Origin of the sequence: Citrobacter sp. L55, from assembly GCF_002850715.1 — a bacterium.
GTDB classification, from domain to species: domain Bacteria; phylum Pseudomonadota; class Gammaproteobacteria; order Enterobacterales; family Enterobacteriaceae; genus Citrobacter; species Citrobacter braakii.
The window spans coordinates 71,330-93,381 of sequence record NZ_KZ559407.1 but is presented as its reverse complement, the minus strand read 5'-3'; the positions used below and the strand labels follow the sequence as shown (position 1 = coordinate 93,381).

Annotated in this window: 27 protein-coding genes; 13 read left to right on the top strand and 14 right to left on the bottom strand. The window is 52.2% G+C overall.

Annotated features, from left to right (window positions below; translation table 11 throughout):
• Positions 1 to 77: 77 nt before the first annotated feature.
• A complete protein-coding gene (gene ftsH / locus B9P82_RS18185; RefSeq protein WP_019077783.1) occupies positions 78 to 2,012 on the bottom strand; it encodes an ATP-dependent zinc metalloprotease FtsH in 1,935 nt (644 codons plus the stop codon).
• Positions 2,013 to 2,111: 99 nt separating this feature from the next.
• Positions 2,112 to 2,741: a 23S rRNA (uridine(2552)-2'-O)-methyltransferase RlmE gene (gene rlmE / locus B9P82_RS18180; RefSeq protein ID WP_003025015.1), complete on the bottom strand. Its 630-nt coding sequence runs from the start codon at positions 2,739 to 2,741 to the stop codon at positions 2,112 to 2,114.
• Between the two features lie 125 nt (positions 2,742 to 2,866).
• Here rlmE and yhbY point away from each other — a divergent pair, with 125 nt between their 5' ends.
• A complete protein-coding gene (gene yhbY / locus B9P82_RS18175; protein ID WP_003025016.1) occupies positions 2,867 to 3,160 on the top strand; it encodes a ribosome assembly RNA-binding protein YhbY in 294 nt (97 codons plus the stop codon).
• 153 nt (positions 3,161 to 3,313) lie between these two features.
• Here yhbY and greA read toward each other — a convergent pair whose 3' ends face one another.
• Complete coding sequence (gene greA / locus B9P82_RS18170) at positions 3,314 to 3,790, bottom strand: transcription elongation factor GreA (RefSeq protein WP_016154674.1); 477 nt, start codon at positions 3,788 to 3,790, stop codon at positions 3,314 to 3,316.
• A gap of 248 nt (positions 3,791 to 4,038) precedes the next feature.
• Here greA and dacB point away from each other — a divergent pair, with 248 nt between their 5' ends.
• Positions 4,039 to 5,472: a serine-type D-Ala-D-Ala carboxypeptidase gene (dacB, locus tag B9P82_RS18160; RefSeq protein ID WP_101700720.1), complete on the top strand. Its 1,434-nt coding sequence runs from the start codon at positions 4,039 to 4,041 to the stop codon at positions 5,470 to 5,472.
• 95 nt (positions 5,473 to 5,567) lie between these two features.
• On the opposite strand, the gene cgtA is transcribed toward dacB, so the two are convergent.
• From cgtA to rplU, 4 genes are all read right to left on the bottom strand, one after another.
• Positions 5,568 to 6,740 (bottom strand): Obg family GTPase CgtA, encoded by a 1,173-nt coding sequence (cgtA, locus tag B9P82_RS18155; protein ID WP_016154676.1) that lies wholly within the window; start codon positions 6,738 to 6,740, stop codon positions 5,568 to 5,570.
• Between the two features lie 15 nt (positions 6,741 to 6,755).
• Complete coding sequence (locus B9P82_RS18150) at positions 6,756 to 7,721, bottom strand: DMT family transporter (protein ID WP_016154677.1); 966 nt, start codon at positions 7,719 to 7,721, stop codon at positions 6,756 to 6,758.
• 127 nt (positions 7,722 to 7,848) lie between these two features.
• A complete protein-coding gene (gene rpmA / locus B9P82_RS18145; protein WP_003025030.1) occupies positions 7,849 to 8,106 on the bottom strand; it encodes a 50S ribosomal protein L27 in 258 nt (85 codons plus the stop codon).
• A 19-nt stretch (positions 8,107 to 8,125) separates the two neighbouring features.
• Positions 8,126 to 8,437 carry a 50S ribosomal protein L21 gene (gene rplU, locus B9P82_RS18140; RefSeq protein WP_003025032.1) on the bottom strand — a complete coding sequence of 104 codons (312 nt, stop codon included), beginning with the start codon at positions 8,435 to 8,437 and terminating at the stop codon, positions 8,126 to 8,128.
• A gap of 257 nt (positions 8,438 to 8,694) precedes the next feature.
• On the opposite strand from rplU, the gene ispB reads away from it, so the two are divergent.
• Positions 8,695 to 9,666 carry an octaprenyl diphosphate synthase gene (gene ispB / locus B9P82_RS18135; RefSeq protein ID WP_019077785.1) on the top strand — a complete coding sequence of 324 codons (972 nt, stop codon included), beginning with the start codon at positions 8,695 to 8,697 and terminating at the stop codon, positions 9,664 to 9,666.
• 221 nt (positions 9,667 to 9,887) lie between these two features.
• The gene (sfsB, locus tag B9P82_RS18130) at positions 9,888 to 10,172 is read left to right on the top strand and encodes a DNA-binding transcriptional regulator SfsB (protein WP_016154679.1); all 285 of its coding nucleotides are present in this window, start codon (positions 9,888 to 9,890) and stop codon (positions 10,170 to 10,172) included.
• A gap of 59 nt (positions 10,173 to 10,231) precedes the next feature.
• Here sfsB and murA read toward each other — a convergent pair whose 3' ends face one another.
• From murA to mlaF, 7 genes are all read right to left on the bottom strand, one after another.
• Positions 10,232 to 11,491 (bottom strand): UDP-N-acetylglucosamine 1-carboxyvinyltransferase, encoded by a 1,260-nt coding sequence (gene murA, locus B9P82_RS18125; protein WP_003839949.1) that lies wholly within the window; start codon positions 11,489 to 11,491, stop codon positions 10,232 to 10,234.
• Between the two features lie 53 nt (positions 11,492 to 11,544).
• A complete protein-coding gene (ibaG, locus tag B9P82_RS18120) occupies positions 11,545 to 11,799 on the bottom strand; it encodes a BolA family iron metabolism protein IbaG (protein WP_003025040.1) in 255 nt (84 codons plus the stop codon).
• A 169-nt stretch (positions 11,800 to 11,968) separates the two neighbouring features.
• A complete protein-coding gene (mlaB, locus tag B9P82_RS18115) occupies positions 11,969 to 12,262 on the bottom strand; it encodes a lipid asymmetry maintenance protein MlaB (protein ID WP_016154680.1) in 294 nt (97 codons plus the stop codon).
• A complete protein-coding gene (gene mlaC / locus B9P82_RS18110) occupies positions 12,262 to 12,897 on the bottom strand; it encodes a phospholipid-binding protein MlaC (protein WP_016154681.1) in 636 nt (211 codons plus the stop codon). Before mlaC ends, mlaB begins: the two co-directional genes overlap by 1 nt.
• Before the next feature lie 18 nt (positions 12,898 to 12,915).
• Positions 12,916 to 13,473 carry an outer membrane lipid asymmetry maintenance protein MlaD gene (gene mlaD, locus B9P82_RS18105; RefSeq protein WP_016154682.1) on the bottom strand — a complete coding sequence of 186 codons (558 nt, stop codon included), beginning with the start codon at positions 13,471 to 13,473 and terminating at the stop codon, positions 12,916 to 12,918.
• Positions 13,474 to 13,477: 4 nt separating this feature from the next.
• On the bottom strand, positions 13,478 to 14,260 hold the full coding sequence (gene mlaE, locus B9P82_RS18100; RefSeq protein WP_003025053.1) for a lipid asymmetry maintenance ABC transporter permease subunit MlaE: 783 nt from the start codon (positions 14,258 to 14,260) through the stop codon (positions 13,478 to 13,480).
• A 7-nt stretch (positions 14,261 to 14,267) separates the two neighbouring features.
• Positions 14,268 to 15,080, bottom strand: a complete 813-nt coding sequence (mlaF, locus tag B9P82_RS18095; protein WP_016154683.1) for a phospholipid ABC transporter ATP-binding protein MlaF — start codon at positions 15,078 to 15,080, stop codon at positions 14,268 to 14,270.
• A 214-nt stretch (positions 15,081 to 15,294) separates the two neighbouring features.
• On the opposite strand from mlaF, the gene B9P82_RS18090 reads away from it, so the two are divergent.
• The 9 genes from B9P82_RS18090 to ptsN all read left to right on the top strand — a co-directional run bounded on the left by B9P82_RS18090 (position 15,295) and on the right by ptsN (position 22,045).
• Complete coding sequence (locus tag B9P82_RS18090) at positions 15,295 to 16,272, top strand: calcium/sodium antiporter (protein WP_016154684.1); 978 nt, start codon at positions 15,295 to 15,297, stop codon at positions 16,270 to 16,272.
• 13 nt (positions 16,273 to 16,285) lie between these two features.
• On the top strand, positions 16,286 to 17,272 hold the full coding sequence (gene kdsD, locus B9P82_RS18085) for an arabinose-5-phosphate isomerase KdsD (protein WP_016154685.1): 987 nt from the start codon (positions 16,286 to 16,288) through the stop codon (positions 17,270 to 17,272).
• 20 nt (positions 17,273 to 17,292) lie between these two features.
• Positions 17,293 to 17,859 carry a 3-deoxy-manno-octulosonate-8-phosphatase KdsC gene (gene kdsC / locus B9P82_RS18080; RefSeq protein ID WP_046276014.1) on the top strand — a complete coding sequence of 189 codons (567 nt, stop codon included), beginning with the start codon at positions 17,293 to 17,295 and terminating at the stop codon, positions 17,857 to 17,859.
• Positions 17,856 to 18,431, top strand: coding sequence for an LPS export ABC transporter periplasmic protein LptC (gene lptC, locus B9P82_RS18075; RefSeq protein WP_016154687.1), 576 nt, complete (start codon positions 17,856 to 17,858; stop codon positions 18,429 to 18,431). The genes kdsC and lptC overlap by 4 nt, the downstream gene beginning before the upstream one ends.
• Positions 18,400 to 18,948, top strand: a complete 549-nt coding sequence (gene lptA, locus B9P82_RS18070; RefSeq protein ID WP_016154688.1) for a lipopolysaccharide ABC transporter substrate-binding protein LptA — start codon at positions 18,400 to 18,402, stop codon at positions 18,946 to 18,948. Before lptC ends, lptA begins: the two co-directional genes overlap by 32 nt.
• Before the next feature lie 6 nt (positions 18,949 to 18,954).
• The gene (gene lptB / locus B9P82_RS18065; RefSeq protein ID WP_003025073.1) at positions 18,955 to 19,680 is read left to right on the top strand and encodes an LPS export ABC transporter ATP-binding protein; all 726 of its coding nucleotides are present in this window, start codon (positions 18,955 to 18,957) and stop codon (positions 19,678 to 19,680) included.
• 46 nt (positions 19,681 to 19,726) lie between these two features.
• Positions 19,727 to 21,160, top strand: coding sequence for an RNA polymerase factor sigma-54 (gene rpoN, locus B9P82_RS18060; protein WP_016154689.1), 1,434 nt, complete (start codon positions 19,727 to 19,729; stop codon positions 21,158 to 21,160).
• A 22-nt stretch (positions 21,161 to 21,182) separates the two neighbouring features.
• On the top strand, positions 21,183 to 21,470 hold the full coding sequence (hpf, locus tag B9P82_RS18055) for a ribosome hibernation promoting factor (protein WP_038634275.1): 288 nt from the start codon (positions 21,183 to 21,185) through the stop codon (positions 21,468 to 21,470).
• A gap of 83 nt (positions 21,471 to 21,553) precedes the next feature.
• Positions 21,554 to 22,045 (top strand): PTS IIA-like nitrogen regulatory protein PtsN, encoded by a 492-nt coding sequence (gene ptsN / locus B9P82_RS18050; RefSeq protein WP_016154690.1) that lies wholly within the window; start codon positions 21,554 to 21,556, stop codon positions 22,043 to 22,045.
• The last annotated feature ends 7 nt before the right edge of the window (positions 22,046 to 22,052 follow it).

Here is a 22,052-nt window from a genome sequence, read left to right as displayed (position 1 = left end):
TTGAATATACAAATAAGAAAAACCCCGGGGCAAGCCCCAGGGTTTTAAATTAGAACACGGTCATCATCAACGATAACTTATTTGTCGCCCAGTTGCTCTGACATGGTGCCAGAGTCCGGCGCACGCGGTTCATCAACCGGACGCGGCGCACTCGGCTTGCCGGTGCTGCCAGAGTTGTTGTTAGAAGAACCCGGTTCTTCCCAACCCGCTGGCGGACGTACCTCGCGGCGAGCCATCAGATCATCAATCTGCGGCGCATCGATGGTCTCATATTTCATGAGCGCATCTTTCATCGAGTGCAGAATGTCCATGTTTTCGTTCAGCAGACGACGCGCACGGTCATAGTTACGCTCAATCAGCAGTTTAACTTCCTGATCGATAATACGAGCCGTTTCATCGGACATATGTTTAGCTTTCGCCACAGAACGTCCCAGGAACACTTCGCCTTCTTCTTCAGCGTACAGCAACGGACCGAGTTTCTCGGAGAAGCCCCACTGAGTAACCATGTTACGCGCCAGGTTAGTCGCGACTTTAATGTCGTTCGACGCACCGGTAGAAACATGTTCAACACCGTAGATGATCTCTTCCGCCAGACGACCGCCGTACAGCGTGGAGATCTGACTTTCCAGTTTCTGGCGGCTGGCGCTGATTGCGTCGCCTTCAGGCAGGAAGAAAGTCACACCCAGCGCACGACCGCGCGGGATAATCGTCACTTTGTGCACCGGATCGTGTTCCGGTACCAGGCGACCGATAATCGCGTGGCCTGCTTCGTGATACGCGGTAGATTCTTTCTGCGCTTCCGTCATCACCATGGAGCGACGTTCCGCACCCATCATGATTTTGTCTTTCGCTTTCTCGAATTCAACCATCGATACAACACGCTTGTTGCCACGAGCTGCAAACAGCGCCGCTTCGTTGACCAGGTTCGCGAGATCAGCACCGGAGAAGCCAGGCGTACCACGTGCAATGATTGCCGCATCGATATCCGGAGACAGCGGTACGCGACGCATATGCACTTTCAGGATCTGTTCACGACCGCGGACATCCGGCAGACCAACCACAACCTGACGGTCGAAACGGCCTGGACGCAGCAGCGCAGGGTCAAGAACGTCCGGACGGTTAGTTGCCGCGATAACGATAATGCCTTCGTTACCTTCGAAGCCGTCCATCTCAACCAGCATCTGGTTCAGTGTCTGCTCACGTTCATCGTGACCACCGCCCAGACCTGCACCACGCTGGCGACCTACGGCGTCGATTTCATCGATGAAGATGATGCACGGTGCCGCTTTCTTGGCTTGTTCGAACATGTCACGCACACGAGATGCACCGACACCCACGAACATTTCCACGAAATCAGAACCGGAAATGGTGAAGAAAGGAACCTTCGCTTCACCTGCGATAGCTTTCGCCAGCAGGGTTTTACCCGTACCCGGAGGACCGACCATCAGAACGCCTTTCGGGATTTTACCGCCCAGCTTCTGGAAACGGCTCGGTTCGCGCAGATACTCAACCAGCTCAGCAACTTCTTCTTTTGCTTCGTCGCAACCAGCAACGTCTGCAAAAGTCGTTTTGATCTGATCTTCCGTCAGCATGCGCGCTTTGCTCTTACCGAACGACATGGCACCTTTGCCACCACCGCCCTGCATTTGACGCATGAAGAAGATCCAGACACCAATCAGCAGCAGCATTGGGAACCAGGAAATGAAGATAGAAGCCAGCAGGCTCGGCTCTTCAGGCGGTTCACCAACAACCTTGACGTTTTTGGTCAGCAGGTTATCAAGCAGCTTCGGATCGTTAACCGGAATGTAGGTCGTGTAACGGTTACTATCTTTCTTGGTAACGTTAATCTCACGTCCGTTGATCTTCGCTTCACGAACCTGGTCCTGATTGACCTCTTGCAGGAAGGTAGAGTAATCAACCTTACGGCCATTAGACTCGCTGGGCCCAAAGCTCTGGAATACTGACATCAGCACAACGGCAATGACCAGCCAGAGAATTAGGTTTTTCGCCATGTCACTCAAGGGATTAACCTCATATTACAACTGTGTTAAAAACAGCGTCAGGATACTCTATATCCAGTTTCTTTCAAACTTTCGTTTGAAATCTACCGGTTATGGTTTACGCCCGGTCGCTACAATATACACTTCACGCGAACGGGCGCGAGAAGAGTCCGGCTTACGAACTTTGACCTTCGTAAACAGGGAGCGAATCTCTCTTAGATACTCATCGAAGCCTTCGCCCTGGAACACCTTCACTACAAAACTACCACCTGGCGCTAATACATCACGAGCCATTCCAAGCGCCAGCTCTACCAGATACATGGCCCGGGGAATATCCACCGCCGGTGTTCCACACATATTTGGCGCCATATCAGACATGACAACTTGTACTTTACTGTCACCTACGCGCTCAAGTAACGCTTTCAGGACTAATTCATCACGAAAGTCGCCCTGAAGGAAGTCCACACCAACGATTGGATCCATAGGTAAAAGATCGCAAGCGATAATGCGGCCAGTGTTGCCGATCTGCGTAACCGCATATTGCGACCAGCCACCGGGTGCAGCACCGAGATCAACAATCGTCATCCCCGGTTTAAAAATTTTGTCACTTTGCTGTATTTCATCAAGTTTAAACCAGGCACGGGAACGTAACCCCTTTTTCTGCGCCTGCTGAACATATTTATCGCTAAAGTGTTCCTGAAGCCAGCGACTCGAGCTGGCAGAACGCTTTTTACCTGTCATTTCACATTCCCAAAGGGCAGTTCATCGTAACCAATGGTGTAAATTTCTACACAGCTATTTGGCGATATATGGGAGATGGCGGTAGAATGACCCGTTTTCAATCCCAACGTAAGCAAAAATATACGATGAATCTGAGTACTAAACAAAAACAGCACCTGAAAGGTCTGGCACATCCGCTCAAGCCTGTAGTTATGCTTGGCAACAATGGTTTGACCGAAGGGGTACTGGCCGAGATTGAACAAGCGTTAGAGCACCATGAACTTATCAAGGTGAAAATCGCCTCGGAAGATCGCGATACTAAAACCTTGATCGTGGAAGCTATCGTACGCGAAACCGGCGCCTGCAATGTACAGGTCATCGGTAAAACTCTGGTACTGTATCGCCCGACTAAAGAACGTAAAATCTCGCTGCCACGCTAAGAATATCCCAAAGTTGCACACGAAGTTTGTGTAAAACGCGGGATTTTCCGCTAGCAGGAGAGCAAAATGCCACGCTCTCTTCGTTGATAAAAGGCCGCTAAGCGGCCTTTTTCCTTTCTTTACAATGTATCAACATCTTAACCAAGATGCGAATTACAGGTATTCTACCTTCGTTACTTCATATTCAACTTCACCGCCCGGCGTTTTAATAACCACCACGTCATCCTGCTCTTTACCGATTAGGCCACGAGCAATAGGCGAGTTCACCGAAATCAGGTTCTGTTTAAAATCGGCTTCATCATCGCCGACAATACGCCAGGTCTGCTCTTCGTCGTTATCGAGATTCAGCACGGTAACCGTCGCGCCGAAAACTACGCGACCATTGTTCGGCATTTTTGTGACGTCGATAACCTGCGCGTTGGACAGTTTAGCTTCGATATCTTTAATGCGCCCTTCGCAGAAACCCTGCTGTTCGCGCGCCGCGTGATACTCTGCATTTTCTTTCAGGTCGCCATGCTCGCGCGCATCTGCGATAGCGGCAATGATTTCAGGACGGCGCACCGATTTCAGAAAATCCAGTTCTTCGCGCAGTTTTTCAGCACCACGTAAGGTCATTGGGATAGCTTGCATTTGTTATACCTCTTGAACATTCCTGTAGGGGGCGGCTGCTCTCACCCCGGCTGCTAAGCCCACTCTGGCATACGCCATGCCAGAGTCAGAAGCAAAAAAATACCGACCCGGGGCTCAGGGTCCCAGGTCAGCTACAATTCTCTATTTGATGATCATTTTACCCTGGAGTTCCCTATGGGTCATCGTTTACTTTTTGGGGCGTTGCGCCGTAGTATGACGGCCTGTTTCCAGGTTGTTAGCGCGAGATTATGCGATTTTCCAGATTTACCATTGGATTGACTGCCAGTATAGCGTTCAGCGTTCAGGCTGCGAACGTCGACGAGTATATCAATCAGCTCCCTGCCGGGGCCAACCTCGCCCTTATGGTACAGAAGGTTGGCGCACCTGCTCCTGCTATTGATTACCATAGCCAGCAGATGGCGCTGCCGGCCAGTACCCAGAAAGTGATCACCGCGCTGGCGGCATTGATTCAGCTCGGGCCTGACTTTCGTTTTACCACCACGCTTGAGACTAAAGGCAACGTGGAAGGCGGCGTTTTGAAAGGTGACTTAGTGGCGCGATTTGGTGCCGATCCGACGCTAAAACGTCAGGATATTCGCAATATGGTGGCAACCCTGAAAAAATCAGGCGTGACGCAAATTGCCGGAAATGTCATGATCGACACCTCCATTTTCGCCAGCCATGATAAAGCGCCTGGCTGGCCCTGGAACGACATGACGCAGTGTTTTAGCGCACCGCCCGCGGCAGCCATTGTCGATCGTAACTGTTTCTCGGTTTCACTCTATAGCGCGCAAAAACCTAACAATCTCGCCTTTATCCGCGTGGCATCTTACTACCCGGTCACCATGTTCAGTCAGGTGCGTACTCTCGCTCGTGGCTCTGCCGAAGCGCAATATTGTGAACTGGACGTGGTTCCAGGCGATCTCAACCGCTTTACGTTGACCGGATGTCTGCCCCAACGAGCCGATCCGCTGCCGCTGGCATTCGCTATTCAGGACGGCGCCAGCTATGCCGGGGCGATTATCAAAGATGAGCTAAAACAAGCTGGTATCACTTACAGCGGGACTCTGCTGCGCCAGACGCTGGTCAACGAGCCGGGGACCGTGGTAGCCAGTAAGCAGTCGGCGCCGCTGCACGACCTGCTTAAGATTATGCTGAAAAAATCGGACAACATGATTGCCGATACCGTTTTCCGTATGATTGGCCATGCACGATTTAACGTGCCAGGTACCTGGCGAGCAGGTTCTGATGCCGTACGCCAGATTCTGCGTCAGCAAGCGGGTATTGATATCGGCAACACCATTATTGCCGACGGTTCTGGGCTCTCCCGCCATAACCTGATTGCCCCGGCGACCATGATGCAGGTGCTGCAATATATCGCTCAGCACGATAACGAGCTGAATTTTATCACCATGCTGCCGCTGGCAGGCCATGACGGCTCTTTGCAATACCGTGCGGGTCTGCATCAGGCTGGCGTAGATGGCAAAGTATCGGCGAAGACAGGCTCACTGCAGGGGGTCTATAACCTGGCAGGCTTCATCACCACGGCAAGCGGTCAGCGCATGGCATTTGTGCAGTATCTGTCTGGTTATGCGGTAGAGCCAGCTGATCAGCGTAATCGCCGTATTCCACTGGTCCGCTTCGAGAGCCGGTTATACAAGGATATTTATCAGAATAACTGAGTATGTTTGCCGGATGGCAGCGCTAACGCACCTAATCCGGCCTTCTGAAACCTGGAAACAAAACCCCGGCAACATGGCCGGGGTTTTTAATGTGATTAACGCTTGTAGATGAACTCAACGCCTTCTTCGTCGTCTTCGTCCCAATCGTCATCCCAGTCATCTTCTGCTTCGTCTTCGACTTCAGCGAGTTGCTGGCGGTGATAATCATCCCACATGAACTCGACTTTCTCTGGCTGTTTCGCTTCTTCAGCCTGAACAATCGGGTTCTCGATGATAAAGGTCATCACATCCCAGCAGAGATCCTTCACGCCCAACTGGCTGGCGGCGGAGATCAGGTAATATTTACCTTCCCAGCCTAACGCTTCAGCTATCGCTTTCGCTTTCTCTTCCGCTTCAGCCTTATCCAGCAAATCAATTTTGTTGAACACTAACCAACGCGGTTTAGACGCCAGATCCTGGCTGTATTTTTCAAGCTCGCCAATAATGATACGGGCATTTTCAACCGGATCGGAACCGTCAATCGGATCGATATCAATGAGGTGTAGCAGTACGCGGCAGCGTTCCAGGTGTTTCAGGAAGCGGATACCCAAGCCTGCGCCTTCAGCCGCGCCTTCAATCAGACCCGGAATGTCGGCAACCACGAAGCTCTTTTCGTTGTCCATACGTACCACACCCAGGCTCGGAACCAGAGTGGTGAACGGATAGTCAGCGACTTTCGGCTTCGCCGCGGACACCGCACGGATAAACGTCGATTTACCGGCGTTTGGCATGCCCAGCATCCCCACGTCCGCCAGCAGCATCAGCTCCAGCATCAGATCGCGTTTATCGCCCGGTGTACCCATCGTTTTCTGACGCGGAGTACGGTTGACCGAGGATTTGAAACGGGTATTACCCAGACCGTGCCAGCCGCCTTTAGCGACCATCAGACGCTGACCGTGTTTGGTCATGTCGCCCATGGTTTCGCCCGTGCCCTGATCGATTACACGCGTACCTACAGGCACTTTAATCGTGACATCTTTACCACGCTTGCCGGTGCAATCACGGCTCGCGCCATTCTGTCCACGTTCCGCGCGGAATGATTTTTCAAAACGGTAATCGATCAGCGTGTTCAGGTTTTCGTCGGCTTCCAGCCAAACGTCACCACCATCACCACCGTCTCCACCGTCCGGACCGCCTTTTGGGATGTACTTTTCGCGGCGGAAGCTGACGCAACCATTACCGCCATCACCTGCAACGACCAGAATCGATGCTTCATCAACAAACTTCATTTTACTCTCCGTAAATCATTCGCCTGAGCGGGGCTGCGAAACCACCGTTTCATGCTTACGTAAACCGCCCCAAATTCGATGACCAATGGCGGAATACATCGCGCCCGCAACCACGATAAACGCACCGAGATAACCTAATAGGTTTAGCATCGGTCTGGCGAAGAAATCGGGCCAGGCCAGTGATAATAAATCTGAAAATAACAACGTAAACAGCGGAGTGAGCGTAATAATGGCGCTCACCTGTGCCGCCTGCCAACGCGCCATCGCTTCCGCGAGAGCACCGTATCCTACCAGCGTATTCAGGCCGCAGAATACAAGGCATGCCAGCTGCCAGTCACTGAGCTGCGTGATGACACCGGGTTTAGCCAACGGCAACAACGCAATCGTACATAAAGTGTACAGTAAAAACAGGATCTGCGGTGATGCCAGGCGGCGCAATAACACCTTTTGCGCGACCCCATAGCTCACCCAGACCATCGCCGCACCAACACCAAAGATAACGCCCCAGGTGTAATCGGTGAGACGGGTAAAAATTTCGATCAGACTGGTATTAAAAAACAGAACCAGGCCGCTCAGAAGCATAATGGCGCCAATCACCTGCGTACCGCGCATCTTTTCTTTCAGGATAAAGACGCTGGCAATCATCATACCAACCGGTGACAGCTGACCGATAACCTGCGAAGCCGTTGGGCTCAAATATTGCAAGGATGAACTAAACAGAATGAAGTTACCGAACAACCCACCGGTAGCGATAGCCAACAGTATCAGCCAACGCGCTTTGCGAAAAATACGCAGCGGAGGGAGCTTTTTTTTAACCGCAAGAATAGCGCCAAGGCCAATGCTTGCCATTAAAAAACGGTAGAACACCACGGTAGGAGGCTCCATCACCTCCAGCACTTGCTTCATCGCTATTGGCAAAGCGCCCCAACATACTGCCGTTGTGAGTGCTAACAGAATACCAATACCTGCCTGCTGCTTCATGCCGTATTCCCTGCAAGGGCTCGTTTCCGGGTTATCACGGCGCGACGAGCGTATTTACCGGCCGTCGAATGTAAAAAGCCCCGCAACGTGTTGCGGGGCTTTTATCCGTTACCGGGACGCGAAAAACTTATTCAGCAACGATGCTGATGAATTTACGGTTTTTCGGGCCTTTCACTTCAAATTTCACTTTACCGTCTGCTTTAGCAAACAGAGTGTGGTCTTTGCCGCAACCAACGTTGGAGCCAGCGTGGAATTTAGTACCACGTTGACGAACGATGATGCTACCAGCCAGAACTGTTTCACCGCCGAAGCGTTTTACGCCCAGACGTTTAGCTTCTGAATCGCGACCGTTACGAGTCGAGCCGCCAGCCTTTTTATGTGCCATTTAATCTGCTCCCCTTAACTTAAGCGCTGATGCCAGTGATTTTTACATCAGTGAACCACTGACGATGGCCCTGCTGCTTACGGTAGTGTTTACGACGACGAAACTTAACAATTTTAACTTTCTCGCCACGACCATGAGCAACAACTTCAGCTTTGATAACGCCGCCATCAACGAAAGGAACGCCGATTTTGACTTCTTCACCGTTTGCGATCATCAGAACTTCTGCGAATTCAACAGATTCGCCAGTTGCGATGTCCAGCTTTTCCAGGCGAACGGTCTGACCTTCGCTTACTCGGTGTTGTTTACCACCACTTTGGAAAACCGCGTACATAAAAAACTCCGCTTCCGCGCACACCTTTTTGATGATTCAGAGTGCGCTATAAATATTCACAATAGGGCGCGAATATTACGCAAAACGCGAGCCTTTGACAAGTGCTACGTCAATACATGAAGAAAAAAAACACAACACGTACGGTAACGTTTATCTATGGCGTTTTTTCAGTACAATCAGCATATATTTATAACCCTAAACCCGACGTTACCTTCCGATACAGTGAGGTAATCGGGGCGAGAAGCCCGGCTTTTGCGATGAATTTAGAAAAAATCAATGAGTTAACCGCGCAAGATATGGCGGGGGTCAATGCGACAATCCTTGAACAGCTCAATTCCGACGTGCAGCTGATCAATCAACTGGGGTACTACATCGTTAGCGGCGGCGGAAAACGCATTCGCCCAATGATCGCCGTACTCGCCGCGCGTGCAGTTGGCTACCAGGAAAATGCGCACGTTACGATTGCAGCCCTCATCGAGTTTATCCACACCGCGACCCTGTTGCACGACGATGTTGTGGATGAGTCCGACATGCGCCGCGGAAAAGCCACGGCGAATGCGGCGTTTGGCAATGCGGCCAGCGTGCTGGTCGGCGATTTTATCTATACCCGCGCTTTTCAGATGATGACCAGCCTCGGTTCGCTGAAAGTGCTGGAAGTCATGTCGAAAGCGGTCAACGTCATCGCCGAAGGTGAAGTCTTGCAGTTGATGAACGTCAACGACCCGGACATCACTGAAGAAAACTATATGCGCGTTATCTACAGTAAGACCGCGCGTTTGTTTGAAGCGGCTGCCCAATGCTCTGGCATTCTGGCTGGTTGCAGCGAAGAACAAGAGAAAGGGTTGCAGGATTATGGCCGTTATCTCGGTACTGCTTTCCAGTTAATTGACGATTTGCTGGATTACAACGCGGATGGCGAGCAACTGGGTAAAAACGTCGGTGATGACCTCAACGAGGGTAAACCAACGCTGCCGCTGCTGCATGCCATGCGCCACGGCACCCCTGAACAAGCACAAATGATCCGCCAGGCTATTGAGCAGGGTAATGGCCGTCACCTTCTGGAGCCTGTTCTGGAAGCGATGAACGCCTGTGGTTCCCTGGAGTGGACTCGCCAACGTGCAGAAGAAGAGGCTGATAAGGCCATCGCTGCGCTGCAGGTACTGCCTGATACGCCGTGGAGAGAAGCGCTGATTGGTCTGGCGCATATCGCTGTACAGCGCGACCGTTAATACCCTGCGGCATCTTTCATCATCCCGTGCCCTGCACGGGATGCTTTTATAAATTCCAATAAACACGTCCCCCTCTCCAGTAACCTTCGCATAAATTTGGCATATTCTGAATATACTCACACTTTACATGAACATTTTAGAACATTCGTTCTCCGGGCGTTATAGTATCTCCACAACCGATCGTGGAACCATAAGTCGATAACCAAAGGAGAGATGAGTTTATGGAAAACAAGCTGATTGACTGGCATCCGGCCGATATCATCGCCGGGCTGCGCAAGAAAGGGACCTCAATGGCCGCTGAATCACGTAAAAATGGATTAAGCTCATCAACGCTGGCCAATGCGTTAACACGCCCATGGCCAAAAGGTGAGTTGATTATCGCCCGATCGTTGGGAACCGACCCGTGGGTGATTTGGCCGTCACGCTATCACGATGCAAAAACACATGAGTTTATCGACAGAACGCGGATGATGAGGGGACGCAAAGAGAAACAGAATCCTGAATGAACACTGATGAGTAGTAACCCCCGGTTCACAGAACTGGGGGTTACAAGAGACGTAGACGATTACTCGCCTTTCACGCGCTCAATGTTTGCGCCCAGCGCGCGCAGTTTATCTTCGATGCGCTCATAGCCGCGATCGATGTGATAAATACGATCGACTACCGTCGTACCTTCAGCAATACACCCTGCCAGCACGAGGCTTGCAGATGCGCGCAGATCGGTCGCCATAACCTGTGCGCCGGAGAGCGTTTCCACGCCGTGGCAAATCACGGTATTGCTTTCGATTTCTGCGTGAGCGCCCATACGGCTCAGCTCAGGCACGTGCATAAAGCGGTTCTCAAACACGGTTTCCGTGATGAAACCCGTCCCTTCTGCCACCAGGTTCAGCAACGTGAACTGGGCCTGCATATCGGTAGGGAACGCCGGGTGCGGTGCCGTGCGCACATTGACCGCTTTCGGACGTTTACCGTGCATGTCCAGGCTGATCCAGTCGTCACCGACTTCGATATCCGCTCCCGCATCACGCAGCTTCGCCAGAACGGCATCCAGCGTGTCAGGTTGTGCATTACGACAGATAATTTTGCCGCGAGAAATTGCCGCTGCGACCAGGAAAGTACCGGTTTCGATGCGGTCAGGCAGAACGCGATACACACCGCCGCCGAGGCGCTCAACGCCTTCGATGGTAATACGATCGGTACCCTGGCCTGTGATTTTTGCGCCCAGCGCAATCAGGAAGTTCGCGGTATCCACGATCTCCGGTTCACGCGCGGCGTTTTCGATGATGGTAGTGCCTTCGGCAAGCGTTGCTGCGCACATGATAGTGACCGTCGCGCCGACGCTCACTTTGTCCATGACGATATGCGCGCCTTTCAGGCGGCCATCAACGGACGCTTTCACATAGCCTTCTTCAAGCTTAATAGTCGCGCCTAACTGCTCCAGACCAGTAATGTGCAGGTCAACCGGACGCGCGCCGATGGTGCAGCCGCCCGGCAGTGAAACCTGGCCCTGGCCAAAGCGGGCAACCAGTGGCCCAAGCGCCCAGATGGATGCACGCATGGTTTTGACCAGATCGTACGGCGCACAGAAGACGTTCACGTCACGTGCATCAATGTGCACAGAACCATTACGCTCAACTTTCGCCCCCAACTGGCTCAGCAGCTTCATTGAGGTGTCAACATCCTTCAGTTTCGGGACGTTCTGGATCTCTACAGGTTCTTCAGCCAGCAGCGCCGCAAACAGGATCGGCAGCGCGGCGTTTTTAGCGCCTGAAATTGTGACTTCGCCCTGGAGCTTGGTTGGCCCCTGAACACGAAATTTATCCATTATTCTATTCTCTGTTAAGAATTTATCTTCGCTACCGGCATATCACCCGTAGCTCAAAAACCGTTAAGTTTGCGATCGCGCGCCCATTCCGCTGGAGTAAACGCCTTAATCGACACGGCATGAATGCGGTTGTCCGCAATGTACTCCATCAACGGGCCATAGACCGATTGCTGTTTCTTGACCCGGCTCATGCCTTCAAACATCTCACCCACGGCAATAACCTGAAAGTGACTGCCGTCGCCAGAAACGTGGACTTCCTGGAGGGAGAGTGCATTCATCAGCACGCTCTGAATTTCATTATTTTCCATGGGCTCTTCATTCGTCAGATAGTGAAAACAGCCCAACATCTTAGAGCAAAGTGGCGCTGTCATAAATAAGCAAAAAGCCCCGCTGATAAATCAGACAAGGCTTTAGTGGCAGATCCCCCGCAGAGGAGTTGCCGGATGGCGGCACAAGACCTTATCCGGCTTACAAAAATTAACGCGGAAGAACGTCGTCAGGCAAATTGTAAAGCTGCGCCAGCGTGTACACTTTATCGTTAACGCCAGCGAGCGAAACGCTGTTCCCCTGCTGCTTGCCCTCATTAATCAGGTGCAGCAGTAATGCCAGACCACCGGTATCCACCCGGGAAATCTGGTTCAGGTCGATACAGGATACCCCTTTCATCGCCTCAACTCGCGCATCCCATAATGGGTTTAACACGTCCTGATCCAGCTCTCCCACCAGCACCAGCTTGTCGCCTTCACGCATCCAGGTGAGTGACTGCGTCATTATTTTTTCTCTTCCAGCGTGATTTTCTGCTGAGAAATAGATTTCAGCTGTGCCGTCAGGCCATCAATACCTTTCGTACGCAGCAGGTCGCTCCACTCATTCTGTTTGGTGGTGATCATACTTACGCCTTCAGCAATCATGTCATACGCCTGCCAGTTACCCGTCTGGGAATTTTTACGCCACTGGAAATCCAGACGTACCGGAGGACGACCGTTTGGATCGATGATGGTTACGCGGATAGGCACGATGGTCGCATCACCCAGCGGCTGCTCAGGGGCAATCTGATAGGTCTGGCCGTGGTACATCGCCAGCGCCTGACCGTAAGCCTGCTTCAGATATTCACGGAATGCGGCGAAATAGGCGTCACGCTGAGCCGGTGTCGCATCTTTGTAGTAGCGGCCCAGTACCAGTGCGCCTGCATACTTAACCTGCACGTAAGGCAGCAGTTCCTGATCGACCACCTGACGCAGGTAATCCGGGTTGGAACGGATTTTAGGTTGCTCGTTCTTCAGACGGTCAAACGTCTTCTGCGCCGCCTCATCCATCAGTTTGTACGGGTTCGTCTGGTCCGCTGCGGTTGCCGCGCTAAGTGGAGCAATCACCAGCATAGCCACCATCATCAATCGTTTAAACATACGTCGATTCTCCTGAGATTATTTCGTTGCGCCCGCAGGCGTAGTGGCTTCATTATTGCCTTCAGTTGCGGCTGGCGCATCGCCAGAATTCTTATTGTCATCACCTTTACTGTTGCTGTTGTAAAGGAACTGACCAATCATATCTTCCAGCACCATCGCAGATTTCGTGTCCTGAATCGTACCGCCATCTTTGAGGATAGACGTTCCCAGCTCAGGATCTTCAAAACCTACGTTCAATGCCAGATACTGTTCGCCCAACAGACCGGAAGTACGGATGCTCAGAGAACTGGTGTCAGGAATATGGTTAAAACGCGATTCAATTTCCAGCGTCACGCGCGGCAGGTACGTTTTCTGATCTAACGAGATGTCCGATACGCGTCCTACCACGACCCCGCCAATCCGCACCGGAGAGCGCTCTCTCAGACCGCCGATATTATCAAAGGTCGCATAAATCGTATAAGTCGGTTCAGTACGCATTGAGGTGACGTTCGCCGCCTTCAGGCAGACAAACAGCGCGGCCAGCAGCGCAACCAGCAGGAATAACCCGACCCAAATTTCATTTTTTTTCGTTTGCATGAACTCAATTCCCAAACATCAGTGCGGTCAGCACAAAATCCAGCCCCAGAACGGCAAGAGAGGCGTGCACTACGGTGCGTGTCGTTGCCCGGCTAATCCCGGCAGAGGTCGGGATAGCATCATAACCATTGAACAATGCAATCCATGTGACCGTAATGGCAAACACCACGCTCTTAATCAGACAGTTGACCAGATCCAGACGCCAGTCGACGGCATTTTGCATAGCCGACCAGAAAAAGCCTGCATCAATACCTTTCCAGCTTACGCCAACCAACGACCCACCCCAGATCCCCACCGCGACAAATATAATCGTCAGCAGCGGCAATGAAATCACACCGGCCCAAAAACGTGGGGAGATCACTCGGCGCAGTGGGTCGACGGCCATCATTTCCAGGCTGGAAAGCTGCTCGGTCGCCCGCATCAGGCCAATCTCTGCGGTTAAGGCCGATCCAGCCCGCCCGGCAAACAACAGCGCCGCAACCACCGGCCCCAGCTCACGTAGCAATGACAGCGCCACCAGCATACCGAGGCTGGTTTCCGCACTGTAGGTCGTCAGCACCAGGTATCCCTGCAACCCCAGCACCATGCCGATGAACACGCCAGAAACAATAATGATCAGCATCGATAAGACACCGACATTATAGAGCTGGCGTATCAGCAGCGGCGCATGTTTGCGAAACTCCGGCTTGCCGACAACTGCATTGAACAACATTAATCCGGCTCGCCCGAACGTCCTGAGGGTTTTTATTCCCCGATGTCCGAGTGATGCCAGCGCATTTAACAACATGGGTGGCTTAACTCCCTGTTTTGAGTAAATCGATGTGGTAGTCGCCCGCCGGGTAACGGAACGGAACCGGTCCATCGGCAATGCCATCGAGGAACTGACGCACACGCGGATCGGCATTTTCTTGCAGCGCCTGAGCACTACCGTAGGCCACTATTTTTTTGTCCGCCATAATATAGGCGTAATCCGCAATACTCAGCACTTCTGGCACATCATGGGAAACCACCACGCAGGTGACGCCCAGCGCGCTGTTCAGTTCAGAAATCAGCTTCACCAGCACGCCCATGGTGATGGGATCCTGGCCGACGAACGGCTCATCAAACATAATAAGGTCTGGCTCCAGCGCGATAGCACGTGCTAACGCGGCACGACGCGCCATCCCACCGGATAATTCAGAAGGCATTAATTTTGCCGCGCCCCGCAGGCCAACGGCCTCGAGCTTCATCATTACCGTGCTTTTCAGCAGCGGCGCAGGCAGCGTTGTATGCTCGCGCAACGGGTATGCAACGTTGTCAAACACATTCATATCAGTAAACAGCGCACCAGACTGGAATAGCATGCTCATGCGCTTACGCACGGTAAATAAACGCGAACGGGACATGGCCGGGACATTTTCGCCGTCAAACAGGATCTCGCCCTTATCCGGGGAGATTTGTCCGCCGATCAGACGCAACAGCGTCGTTTTGCCGATGCCTGATGGCCCCATGATCGCCGTCACCTTACCACGCGGCACCGTCAGGGAAATATTATCAAAGATGCAGCGGTCGCCTCGGGAAAAGCTGACATCGCGCATATCGATTAGATTCGCCACAGACTGACCCATTGATTCATCCTTTACTATTGCCTCGTTGATCGAAGAGCTTGGCGCTCAATTTAGCCCTGAACCCAACATATTTACAGATTATTACCTGTCCTGGTTAGCGAAAGCTGGCATTTGTTTTACTTTTTAGCCGCATAAAGTCAAAATTAAGAATTCGTGACGGCTTCCAGAAATCCTTCAAGTGGACCGGCGAGTATACCTGAAGAAAGGACTTTAGATGCTTTTAGCGACGGCGCTGTTAATAATTGGTTTACTTCTGGTGGTCTACGGTGCCGACCGACTGGTATTTGCCGCATCCATTTTATGTCGAAACTTCGGTATTCCCCCCATTATCATCGGGATGACCGTGGTCAGTATTGGTACATCGTTACCCGAGATAATTGTCTCCGTTGCCGCATCGATGAACGGGCAGCTTGATTTAGCCGTCGGTACCGCCATCGGCTCTAACATTACCAACATACTGCTTATTTTAGGCCTGTCGGCGCTGATTCATCCTTTTACCGTGCATTCTGATGTTCTGCGTCGTGAATTACCGCTAATGTTGCTGGTAAGCATCTTAGCCGCATCGGTCCTGTATGACGGGCAATTGAGTCGCAGCGATGGTTTCTTTCTTCTGCTTCTGGCCGTGCTATGGCTGTTATTCATTGTTAAGATCGCCCGTCTGGCTGAGCGACAAGGTAACGACAGCCTGACCCGCGAGCAGATCGCGGAACTGCCACGCGAAGGCGGGTTACCGGTCGCCTTTTTGTGGTTGGGTATTGCGCTAATTATTATGCCAATGGCAACACGTATGGTGGTAGATAACGCAACCGTACTGGCGAACTACTTCGCCATGAGCGAACTCACCATCGGGCTGACGGTTGTCGCCATTGGTACCAGCCTGCCGGAGCTGGCAACGGCAATTGCGGGTCTGCGTAAAGGTGAAAACGATATTGCCGTCGGCAACATCATCGGCGCGAACATTTTTAATATTGTTATCGTCCTCGGACTGCCGGCGCTGATTACGCCGGGGGAAGTTAATCCGATGGCCTTCACCCGTGACTATAGCGTCATGCTGCTGGTGAGCGTAATTTTTGCACTACTCTGCTGGCGACGTCCGCGCCAGATTGGTCGCGGCGCGGGTGCGCTGCTGACCGGCGGTTTTATCATATGGCTGGCGATGCTGTATTGGTTATCGCCACTTCTCGTTGGATAACTGGAAACGCATTATGTCGCACTTAGAGTTGCAACCGGGTTTTGACTTTCAGCAAGCAGGCAAGGAAGTCCTGGCAATTGAACGTGAAGGCCTGGCGGAGCTTGATCAGTACATCAACCAAAATTTTACTCTCGCCTGCGAGAAAATATTCAGCTGCCCGGGCAAAGTTGTGGTGATGGGGATGGGGAAATCTGGACATATCGGGCGGAAAATGGCGGCCACATTTGCCAGCACCGGCACCCCCTCATTTTTCGTGCATCCAGGCGAAGCCGCACATGGCGATCTGGGCATGGTCTCGCCGCAGGATGTAGTCATCGCCATCTCTAACTCCGGAGAATCCAATGAGATAGCGGCGTTAATCCCGGTGTTAAAACGTCTTCATGTACCGCTTATCTGCATGACCGGTCGTCCGGAAAGCAGCATGGCGCGTGCGGCAGATGTGCATCTGTGTGTTAAAGTGCCCAAGGAAGCTTGCCCGTTAGGCCTGGCGCCGACCAGCAGCACGACCGCAACGCTGGTGATGGGCGATGCGCTAGCCGTGGCATTATTAAAAGCGCGTGGCTTTACCGCGGAAGATTTTGCGTTATCTCATCCCGGTGGCGCACTAGGCCGTAAGCTTTTACTGCGCGTTAACGATATTATGCATACGGGCGATGAGATCCCGCATGTGACTAAAAGCGCCAGCCTGCGTGACGCCTTACTTGAGATCACGCGTAAAAATCTCGGCATGACCGTCATTTGCGATGATGACATGAAGATTGACGGTATTTTCACCGATGGCGATTTACGTCGCGTCTTCGATATGGGCGTTGATGTTCGCCAGTTAGGCATTGCCGATGTGATGACCCCTGGCGGCATTCGCGTGCGTCCGGGCATTCTTGCCGTCGATGCCCTGAACTTAATGCAGTCCCGCCATATCACCTCGGTAATGGTTGCTGATGGCGACCGGTTACTTGGTGTGTTACATATGCATGATCTGCTGCGTGCAGGTGTAGTGTAAGAAACTCAAGGATAAAGAAAATGAGTAAAGCAGGTGCGTCGCTTGCGACCTGTTATGGACCCGTCAGCACAGACGTTATCACCCGGGCAGAGAACATCCGTTTGCTGATCCTGGATGTGGATGGCGTACTGTCTGATGGTCTGATTTATATGGGCAACAACGGTGAAGAGCTGAAGGCTTTTAACGTCCGCGATGGTTACGGAATTCGCTGTGCGCTCACTTCCGGTATCGAGGTTGCCATTATTACCGGACGAAAGGCTAAACTTGTAGAAGATCGCTGTGCCACATTGGGGATCACGCATTTGTATCAGGGGCAGTCAGACAAACTGGTCGCCTTTAACGATCTCCTTAGCAAACTGGCGATCGCTCCTGAAAATGTTGCGTACGTTGGCGATGATCTGATCGACTGGCCGGTGATGGCACAAGTGGGATTAAGCGTGGCGGTGGCGGATGCTCATCCTTTGCTGATCCCGCGGGCCGATTATGTCACCCGCATCGATGGGGGACGCGGCGCGGTACGTGAAGTCTGCGATTTATTACTCCTGGCGCAGGGCAAACTGGACGAGGCCAAAGGGCAATCGATATGAGCAAAACCAGACGTTGGGTTATCATTCTACTGTCGCTGGCTGTCCTTGTGATGATTGGTATTAATCTGGCAGACAAAGACGACACCGCTGAGGTCGTCGTAAATAACAACGAGCCAACCTATAAGAGCGAACATACTGATACCGTTGTGTATAGTCCCGAAGGCGCACTGAGCTATCACTTGATCGCGCAAAACGTTGAATATTATTCGGAACAAGCGGTTTCGTGGTTTACTCAACCGGTATTAACCACATTTGATAAGGATAAAGTACCGACCTGGACGATCAAGGCTGATAAAGCCAAATTGACCAACGATCGGATGCTATATCTGTACGGCCATGTTGAGGTCAACGCCCTGGTGCCCGACTCTCAACTACGCAGAATTACGACCGATAACGCACAGATTAACCTGGTGACACAAGACGTCACTTCCGATGATCTCGTCACGTTATATGGCACAACATTTAACTCCAGCGGACTGAAGATGCGCGGCAACTTACGCAGCAAGAACGCCGAGCTGATTGAAAAGGTTAGAACCTCATATGAAATCCAAAACAAACAAACTCAGCCTTAATCTTGTGCTTGCCAGCGCACTTCTGGCCGCCAGCATCCCGGCATTCGCCGTTACCGGCGATACCGAGCAGCCGATTCACATTGAGTCAGACCAGCAGTCTCTTGATATGCAAGGCAACGTGGTGACCTTTACTGGCAACGTGATTGTGACTCAGGGCACCATCAAAATTAACGCCGATAAAGTCGTCGTGACCCGCCCTGGCGGTGAAGACGGTAAAGAAGTCATTGATGGCTACGGTAATCCTGCAACCTTTTACCAGATGCAGGACAACGGTAAACCGGTTAAAGGCCACGCCTCACACATGCATTATGAACTGGCGAAAGACTTCGTCGTTCTCACCGGTAAGGCTTACCTGGAACAGCTCGATAGCAACATCACGGGCGATAAGATCACCTATCTGGTGAAAGAGCAGAAAATGCAGGCCTTCAGCGATAAAGGCAAACGCGTCACCACCGTTCTGGTACCGTCGCAGTTGCAGGACAAAAACAAGGCTCCGGCAGAGAAAAAAGGTAACTGATTCGTTATGGCAACATTAACTGCAAAGAACCTTGCAAAAGCCTATAAGGGCCGCCGTGTGGTGGAAGATGTCAGTCTGACCGTCAACTCCGGGGAGATCGTCGGTCTGCTCGGTCCTAACGGTGCGGGCAAGACAACGACCTTTTACATGGTGGTCGGCATTGTCCCGCGTGATGCGGGCAACATTATCATTGATGACGAAGACATCAGCCTACTGCCTCTGCATGCGCGCGCGCGTCGCGGCATCGGCTACTTGCCGCAGGAAGCGTCTATTTTCCGTCGCCTGAGCGTGTTTGATAACCTGATGGCGGTGCTGCAAATTCGTGACGATCTTACCAGCGAGCAGCGGGAAGATCGCGCCAACGAGCTGATGGAAGAGTTCCACATCGAACACCTGCGTGACAGCATGGGACAGTCGCTCTCCGGTGGTGAACGACGCCGCGTGGAGATCGCCCGCGCACTGGCCGCGAATCCGAAATTTATCCTGCTGGATGAACCGTTTGCCGGTGTTGACCCGATTTCCGTTATTGATATCAAACGGATCATCGAACACCTGCGCGACAGCGGGCTTGGGGTGCTGATTACCGACCATAACGTTCGCGAAACGCTGGCAGTGTGTGAGCGCGCCTACATCGTGAGTCAGGGCCACCTGATCGCGCATGGCACGCCAACAGAAATACTGCAGGATGAGCACGTTAAACGCGTATACCTTGGGGAAGACTTCAGACTCTGATAGGGTAGAAGACTTCACGTCACCGCAGGAGAGAACAACTCTGAACATGAAGCAAGGTTTGCAACTCAGGCTTAGCCAACAACTGGCGATGACGCCTCAGCTACAACAGGCTATCCGTCTGTTGCAGCTGTCCACGCTGGAACTTCAGCAAGAACTTCAGCAAGCGCTGGAAAGTAATCCACTGCTCGAGCAAACCGATCTTCACGACGAAATTGATACCCAGGAAAAACAGGACAGCGAATCCCTCGACACCGCAGATGCTCTCGAACAAAAAGAGATGCCAGAGGAGCTGCCGCTTGACGCCAGTTGGGATGAAATTTACACCGCCGGTACGCCTTCTGGCACCAGCGGGGATTACATCGACGACGAACTGCCTGTGTATCAGGGTGAGACCACGCAATCGCTGCAGGATTACCTGATGTGGCAAGTGGAGCTGACCCCGTTCTCGGATACCGATCGCGCAATTGCGACATCCATTGTTGATGCGGTAGACGAAACCGGTTATCTCACCGTAACCCTGGACGATATTCTCGAAAGCATGGGCGATGACGACGTCGGCATGGACGAAATCGAAGCCGTGCTTAAACGCATTCAGCGTTTTGATCCCGTGGGCGTGGCGGCCAAAGATCTCCGCGACTGCTTATTGATCCAACTTTCCCAGTTTGATAAAGCCACGCCGTGGCTGGAAGAAGCGCGCCTGATCATCAGCGATCACCTCGATCTGTTAGCCAACCATGACTTCCGCACGCTGATGCGCGTAACCCGGCTGAAAGAAGATGTGCTGAAAGAAGCCGTCAATCTTATTCAGTCCCTGGACCCCAGACCTGGGCAGTCTATCCAGACCGGGGAGCCAGAATACGTTATTCCGGATGTACTGGTGCGTAAGCATAACGATCGCTGGGTGGTCGAACTCAACGGCGACAGCATTCCACGGTTGCAGATTAACCAGCACTACGCCGCCATGTGCAACAGCGCGCGCAACGACGCTGACAGCCAGTTTATTCGTAGCAATCTGCAGGATGCAAAGTGGCTGATTAAAAGCCTGGAAAGTCGCAATGATACGCTGCTGCGCGTCAGTCGCTGTATCGTTGAACAGCAGCAAGCCTTCTTTGATCAAGGCGAAGAGTTTATGAAACCGATGGTGCTGGCGGATATCGCCCAGGCCGTCGAGATGCACGAATCGACCATTTCCCGAGTGACCACGCAAAAGTATCTGCACAGTCCGCGCGGCATTTTTGAATTGAAGTATTTCTTTTCCAGTCACGTTAACACTGAAGGCGGAGGCGAAGCCTCATCCACAGCTATCCGTGCACTGGTGAAGAAATTAATTGCTGCGGAAAACCCCGCGAAACCGCTGAGTGACAGCAAGTTAACCTCTATGCTGTCAGAACAGGGTATCATGGTGGCACGCCGCACTGTTGCGAAGTACCGAGAGTCTTTATCCATTCCGCCGTCGAACCAGCGCAAACAGCTGGTCTGACCCAACCGATAAGGAAGACACTATGCAGCTCAACATCACTGGAAACAACGTCGAAATTACTGAAGCCTTACGCGAATTTGTTAATACAAAATTCGCCAAGCTAGAACAATATTTCGACCGGATTAATCAGGTCTATATTGTGTTGAAAGTGGAGAAGGTGACACATATCTCGGATGCAACACTGCATGTGAACGGTGGCGAAATTCATGCCAGCGCGGAAGGTCAGGATATGTACGCCGCCATTGACGGTTTAATTGATAAACTGGCTCGGCAGTTAACAAAACATAAAGATAAACTGAAACAGCACTAACTTGTCCGGGCAGTTAGCGGGTGCAGGACGGCCTGTTGTGTAGCACAACGGGCCATTTGTACAGTTAGCGCTTAGGTGAAATTATGACAAATAACGATACGACTCTACAACTGAGCAATGTTCTTAACCAGGAATGTACACGCGCTGGCGTTCACTGCCAAAGCAAGAAACGCGCGCTGGAAATCATCAGCGAACTGGCGGCAAAACAGCTCAGCTTGCCCTCTCAGGTGGTATTTGAAGCCATTCTGACGCGTGAAAAAATGGGCAGTACCGGCATCGGTAATGGAATTGCTATCCCGCACGGAAAGCTGGAAGAAGACACGATGCGCGCAGTTGGCGTGTTTGTGCAACTTGAAACGCCTATTGCTTTCGACGCCATTGATAATCAACCCGTCGATCTGCTTTTCGCCCTGCTGGTTCCGGCAGACCAAACCAAGACGCATTTGCATACGTTGTCGCTGGTCGCCAAACGTCTGGCCGATAAAACCATCTGCCGCCGCCTGCGCGCAGCACAGAGTGACCAGGAGTTGTATCAAATCATCACGGACACCGAAGGTGGACTGGATGAAGCATAACAACCCA

Coding starts and splice junctions, on each gene's coding strand:
- dacB (WP_101700720.1), top strand. CDS start 4,039: ATGCGATTTTCCAGATTTACCATTGGATTGACTGCCAGTATAGCGTTC.
- kdsC (WP_046276014.1), top strand. CDS start 17,293: ATGAGTAAAGCAGGTGCGTCGCTTGCGACCTGTTATGGACCCGTCAGC.
- ftsH (WP_019077783.1), bottom strand. CDS start 2,012: ATGGCGAAAAACCTAATTCTCTGGCTGGTCATTGCCGTTGTGCTGATG.
- mlaD (WP_016154682.1), bottom strand. CDS start 13,473: ATGCAAACGAAAAAAAATGAAATTTGGGTCGGGTTATTCCTGCTGGTT.
- hpf (WP_038634275.1), top strand. CDS start 21,183: ATGCAGCTCAACATCACTGGAAACAACGTCGAAATTACTGAAGCCTTA.
- ibaG (WP_003025040.1), bottom strand. CDS start 11,799: ATGGAAAATAATGAAATTCAGAGCGTGCTGATGAATGCACTCTCCCTC.
- murA (WP_003839949.1), bottom strand. CDS start 11,491: ATGGATAAATTTCGTGTTCAGGGGCCAACCAAGCTCCAGGGCGAAGTC.
- mlaB (WP_016154680.1), bottom strand. CDS start 12,262: ATGACGCAGTCACTCACCTGGATGCGTGAAGGCGACAAGCTGGTGCTG.
- rplU (WP_003025032.1), bottom strand. CDS start 8,437: ATGTACGCGGTTTTCCAAAGTGGTGGTAAACAACACCGAGTAAGCGAA.
- cgtA (WP_016154676.1), bottom strand. CDS start 6,740: ATGAAGTTTGTTGATGAAGCATCGATTCTGGTCGTTGCAGGTGATGGC.
- lptB (WP_003025073.1), top strand. CDS start 18,955: ATGGCAACATTAACTGCAAAGAACCTTGCAAAAGCCTATAAGGGCCGC.
- ispB (WP_019077785.1), top strand. CDS start 8,695: ATGAATTTAGAAAAAATCAATGAGTTAACCGCGCAAGATATGGCGGGG.
- mlaC (WP_016154681.1), bottom strand. CDS start 12,897: ATGTTTAAACGATTGATGATGGTGGCTATGCTGGTGATTGCTCCACTT.
- rlmE (WP_003025015.1), bottom strand. CDS start 2,741: ATGACAGGTAAAAAGCGTTCTGCCAGCTCGAGTCGCTGGCTTCAGGAA.
- yhbY (WP_003025016.1), top strand. CDS start 2,867: ATGAATCTGAGTACTAAACAAAAACAGCACCTGAAAGGTCTGGCACAT.
- lptA (WP_016154688.1), top strand. CDS start 18,400: ATGAAATCCAAAACAAACAAACTCAGCCTTAATCTTGTGCTTGCCAGC.
- lptC (WP_016154687.1), top strand. CDS start 17,856: ATGAGCAAAACCAGACGTTGGGTTATCATTCTACTGTCGCTGGCTGTC.
- ptsN (WP_016154690.1), top strand. CDS start 21,554: ATGACAAATAACGATACGACTCTACAACTGAGCAATGTTCTTAACCAG.
- B9P82_RS18150 (WP_016154677.1), bottom strand. CDS start 7,721: ATGAAGCAGCAGGCAGGTATTGGTATTCTGTTAGCACTCACAACGGCA.
- mlaF (WP_016154683.1), bottom strand. CDS start 15,080: ATGGGTCAGTCTGTGGCGAATCTAATCGATATGCGCGATGTCAGCTTT.
- rpoN (WP_016154689.1), top strand. CDS start 19,727: ATGAAGCAAGGTTTGCAACTCAGGCTTAGCCAACAACTGGCGATGACG.
- greA (WP_016154674.1), bottom strand. CDS start 3,790: ATGCAAGCTATCCCAATGACCTTACGTGGTGCTGAAAAACTGCGCGAA.
- sfsB (WP_016154679.1), top strand. CDS start 9,888: ATGGAAAACAAGCTGATTGACTGGCATCCGGCCGATATCATCGCCGGG.
- kdsD (WP_016154685.1), top strand. CDS start 16,286: ATGTCGCACTTAGAGTTGCAACCGGGTTTTGACTTTCAGCAAGCAGGC.
- B9P82_RS18090 (WP_016154684.1), top strand. CDS start 15,295: ATGCTTTTAGCGACGGCGCTGTTAATAATTGGTTTACTTCTGGTGGTC.
- mlaE (WP_003025053.1), bottom strand. CDS start 14,260: ATGTTGTTAAATGCGCTGGCATCACTCGGACATCGGGGAATAAAAACC.
- rpmA (WP_003025030.1), bottom strand. CDS start 8,106: ATGGCACATAAAAAGGCTGGCGGCTCGACTCGTAACGGTCGCGATTCA.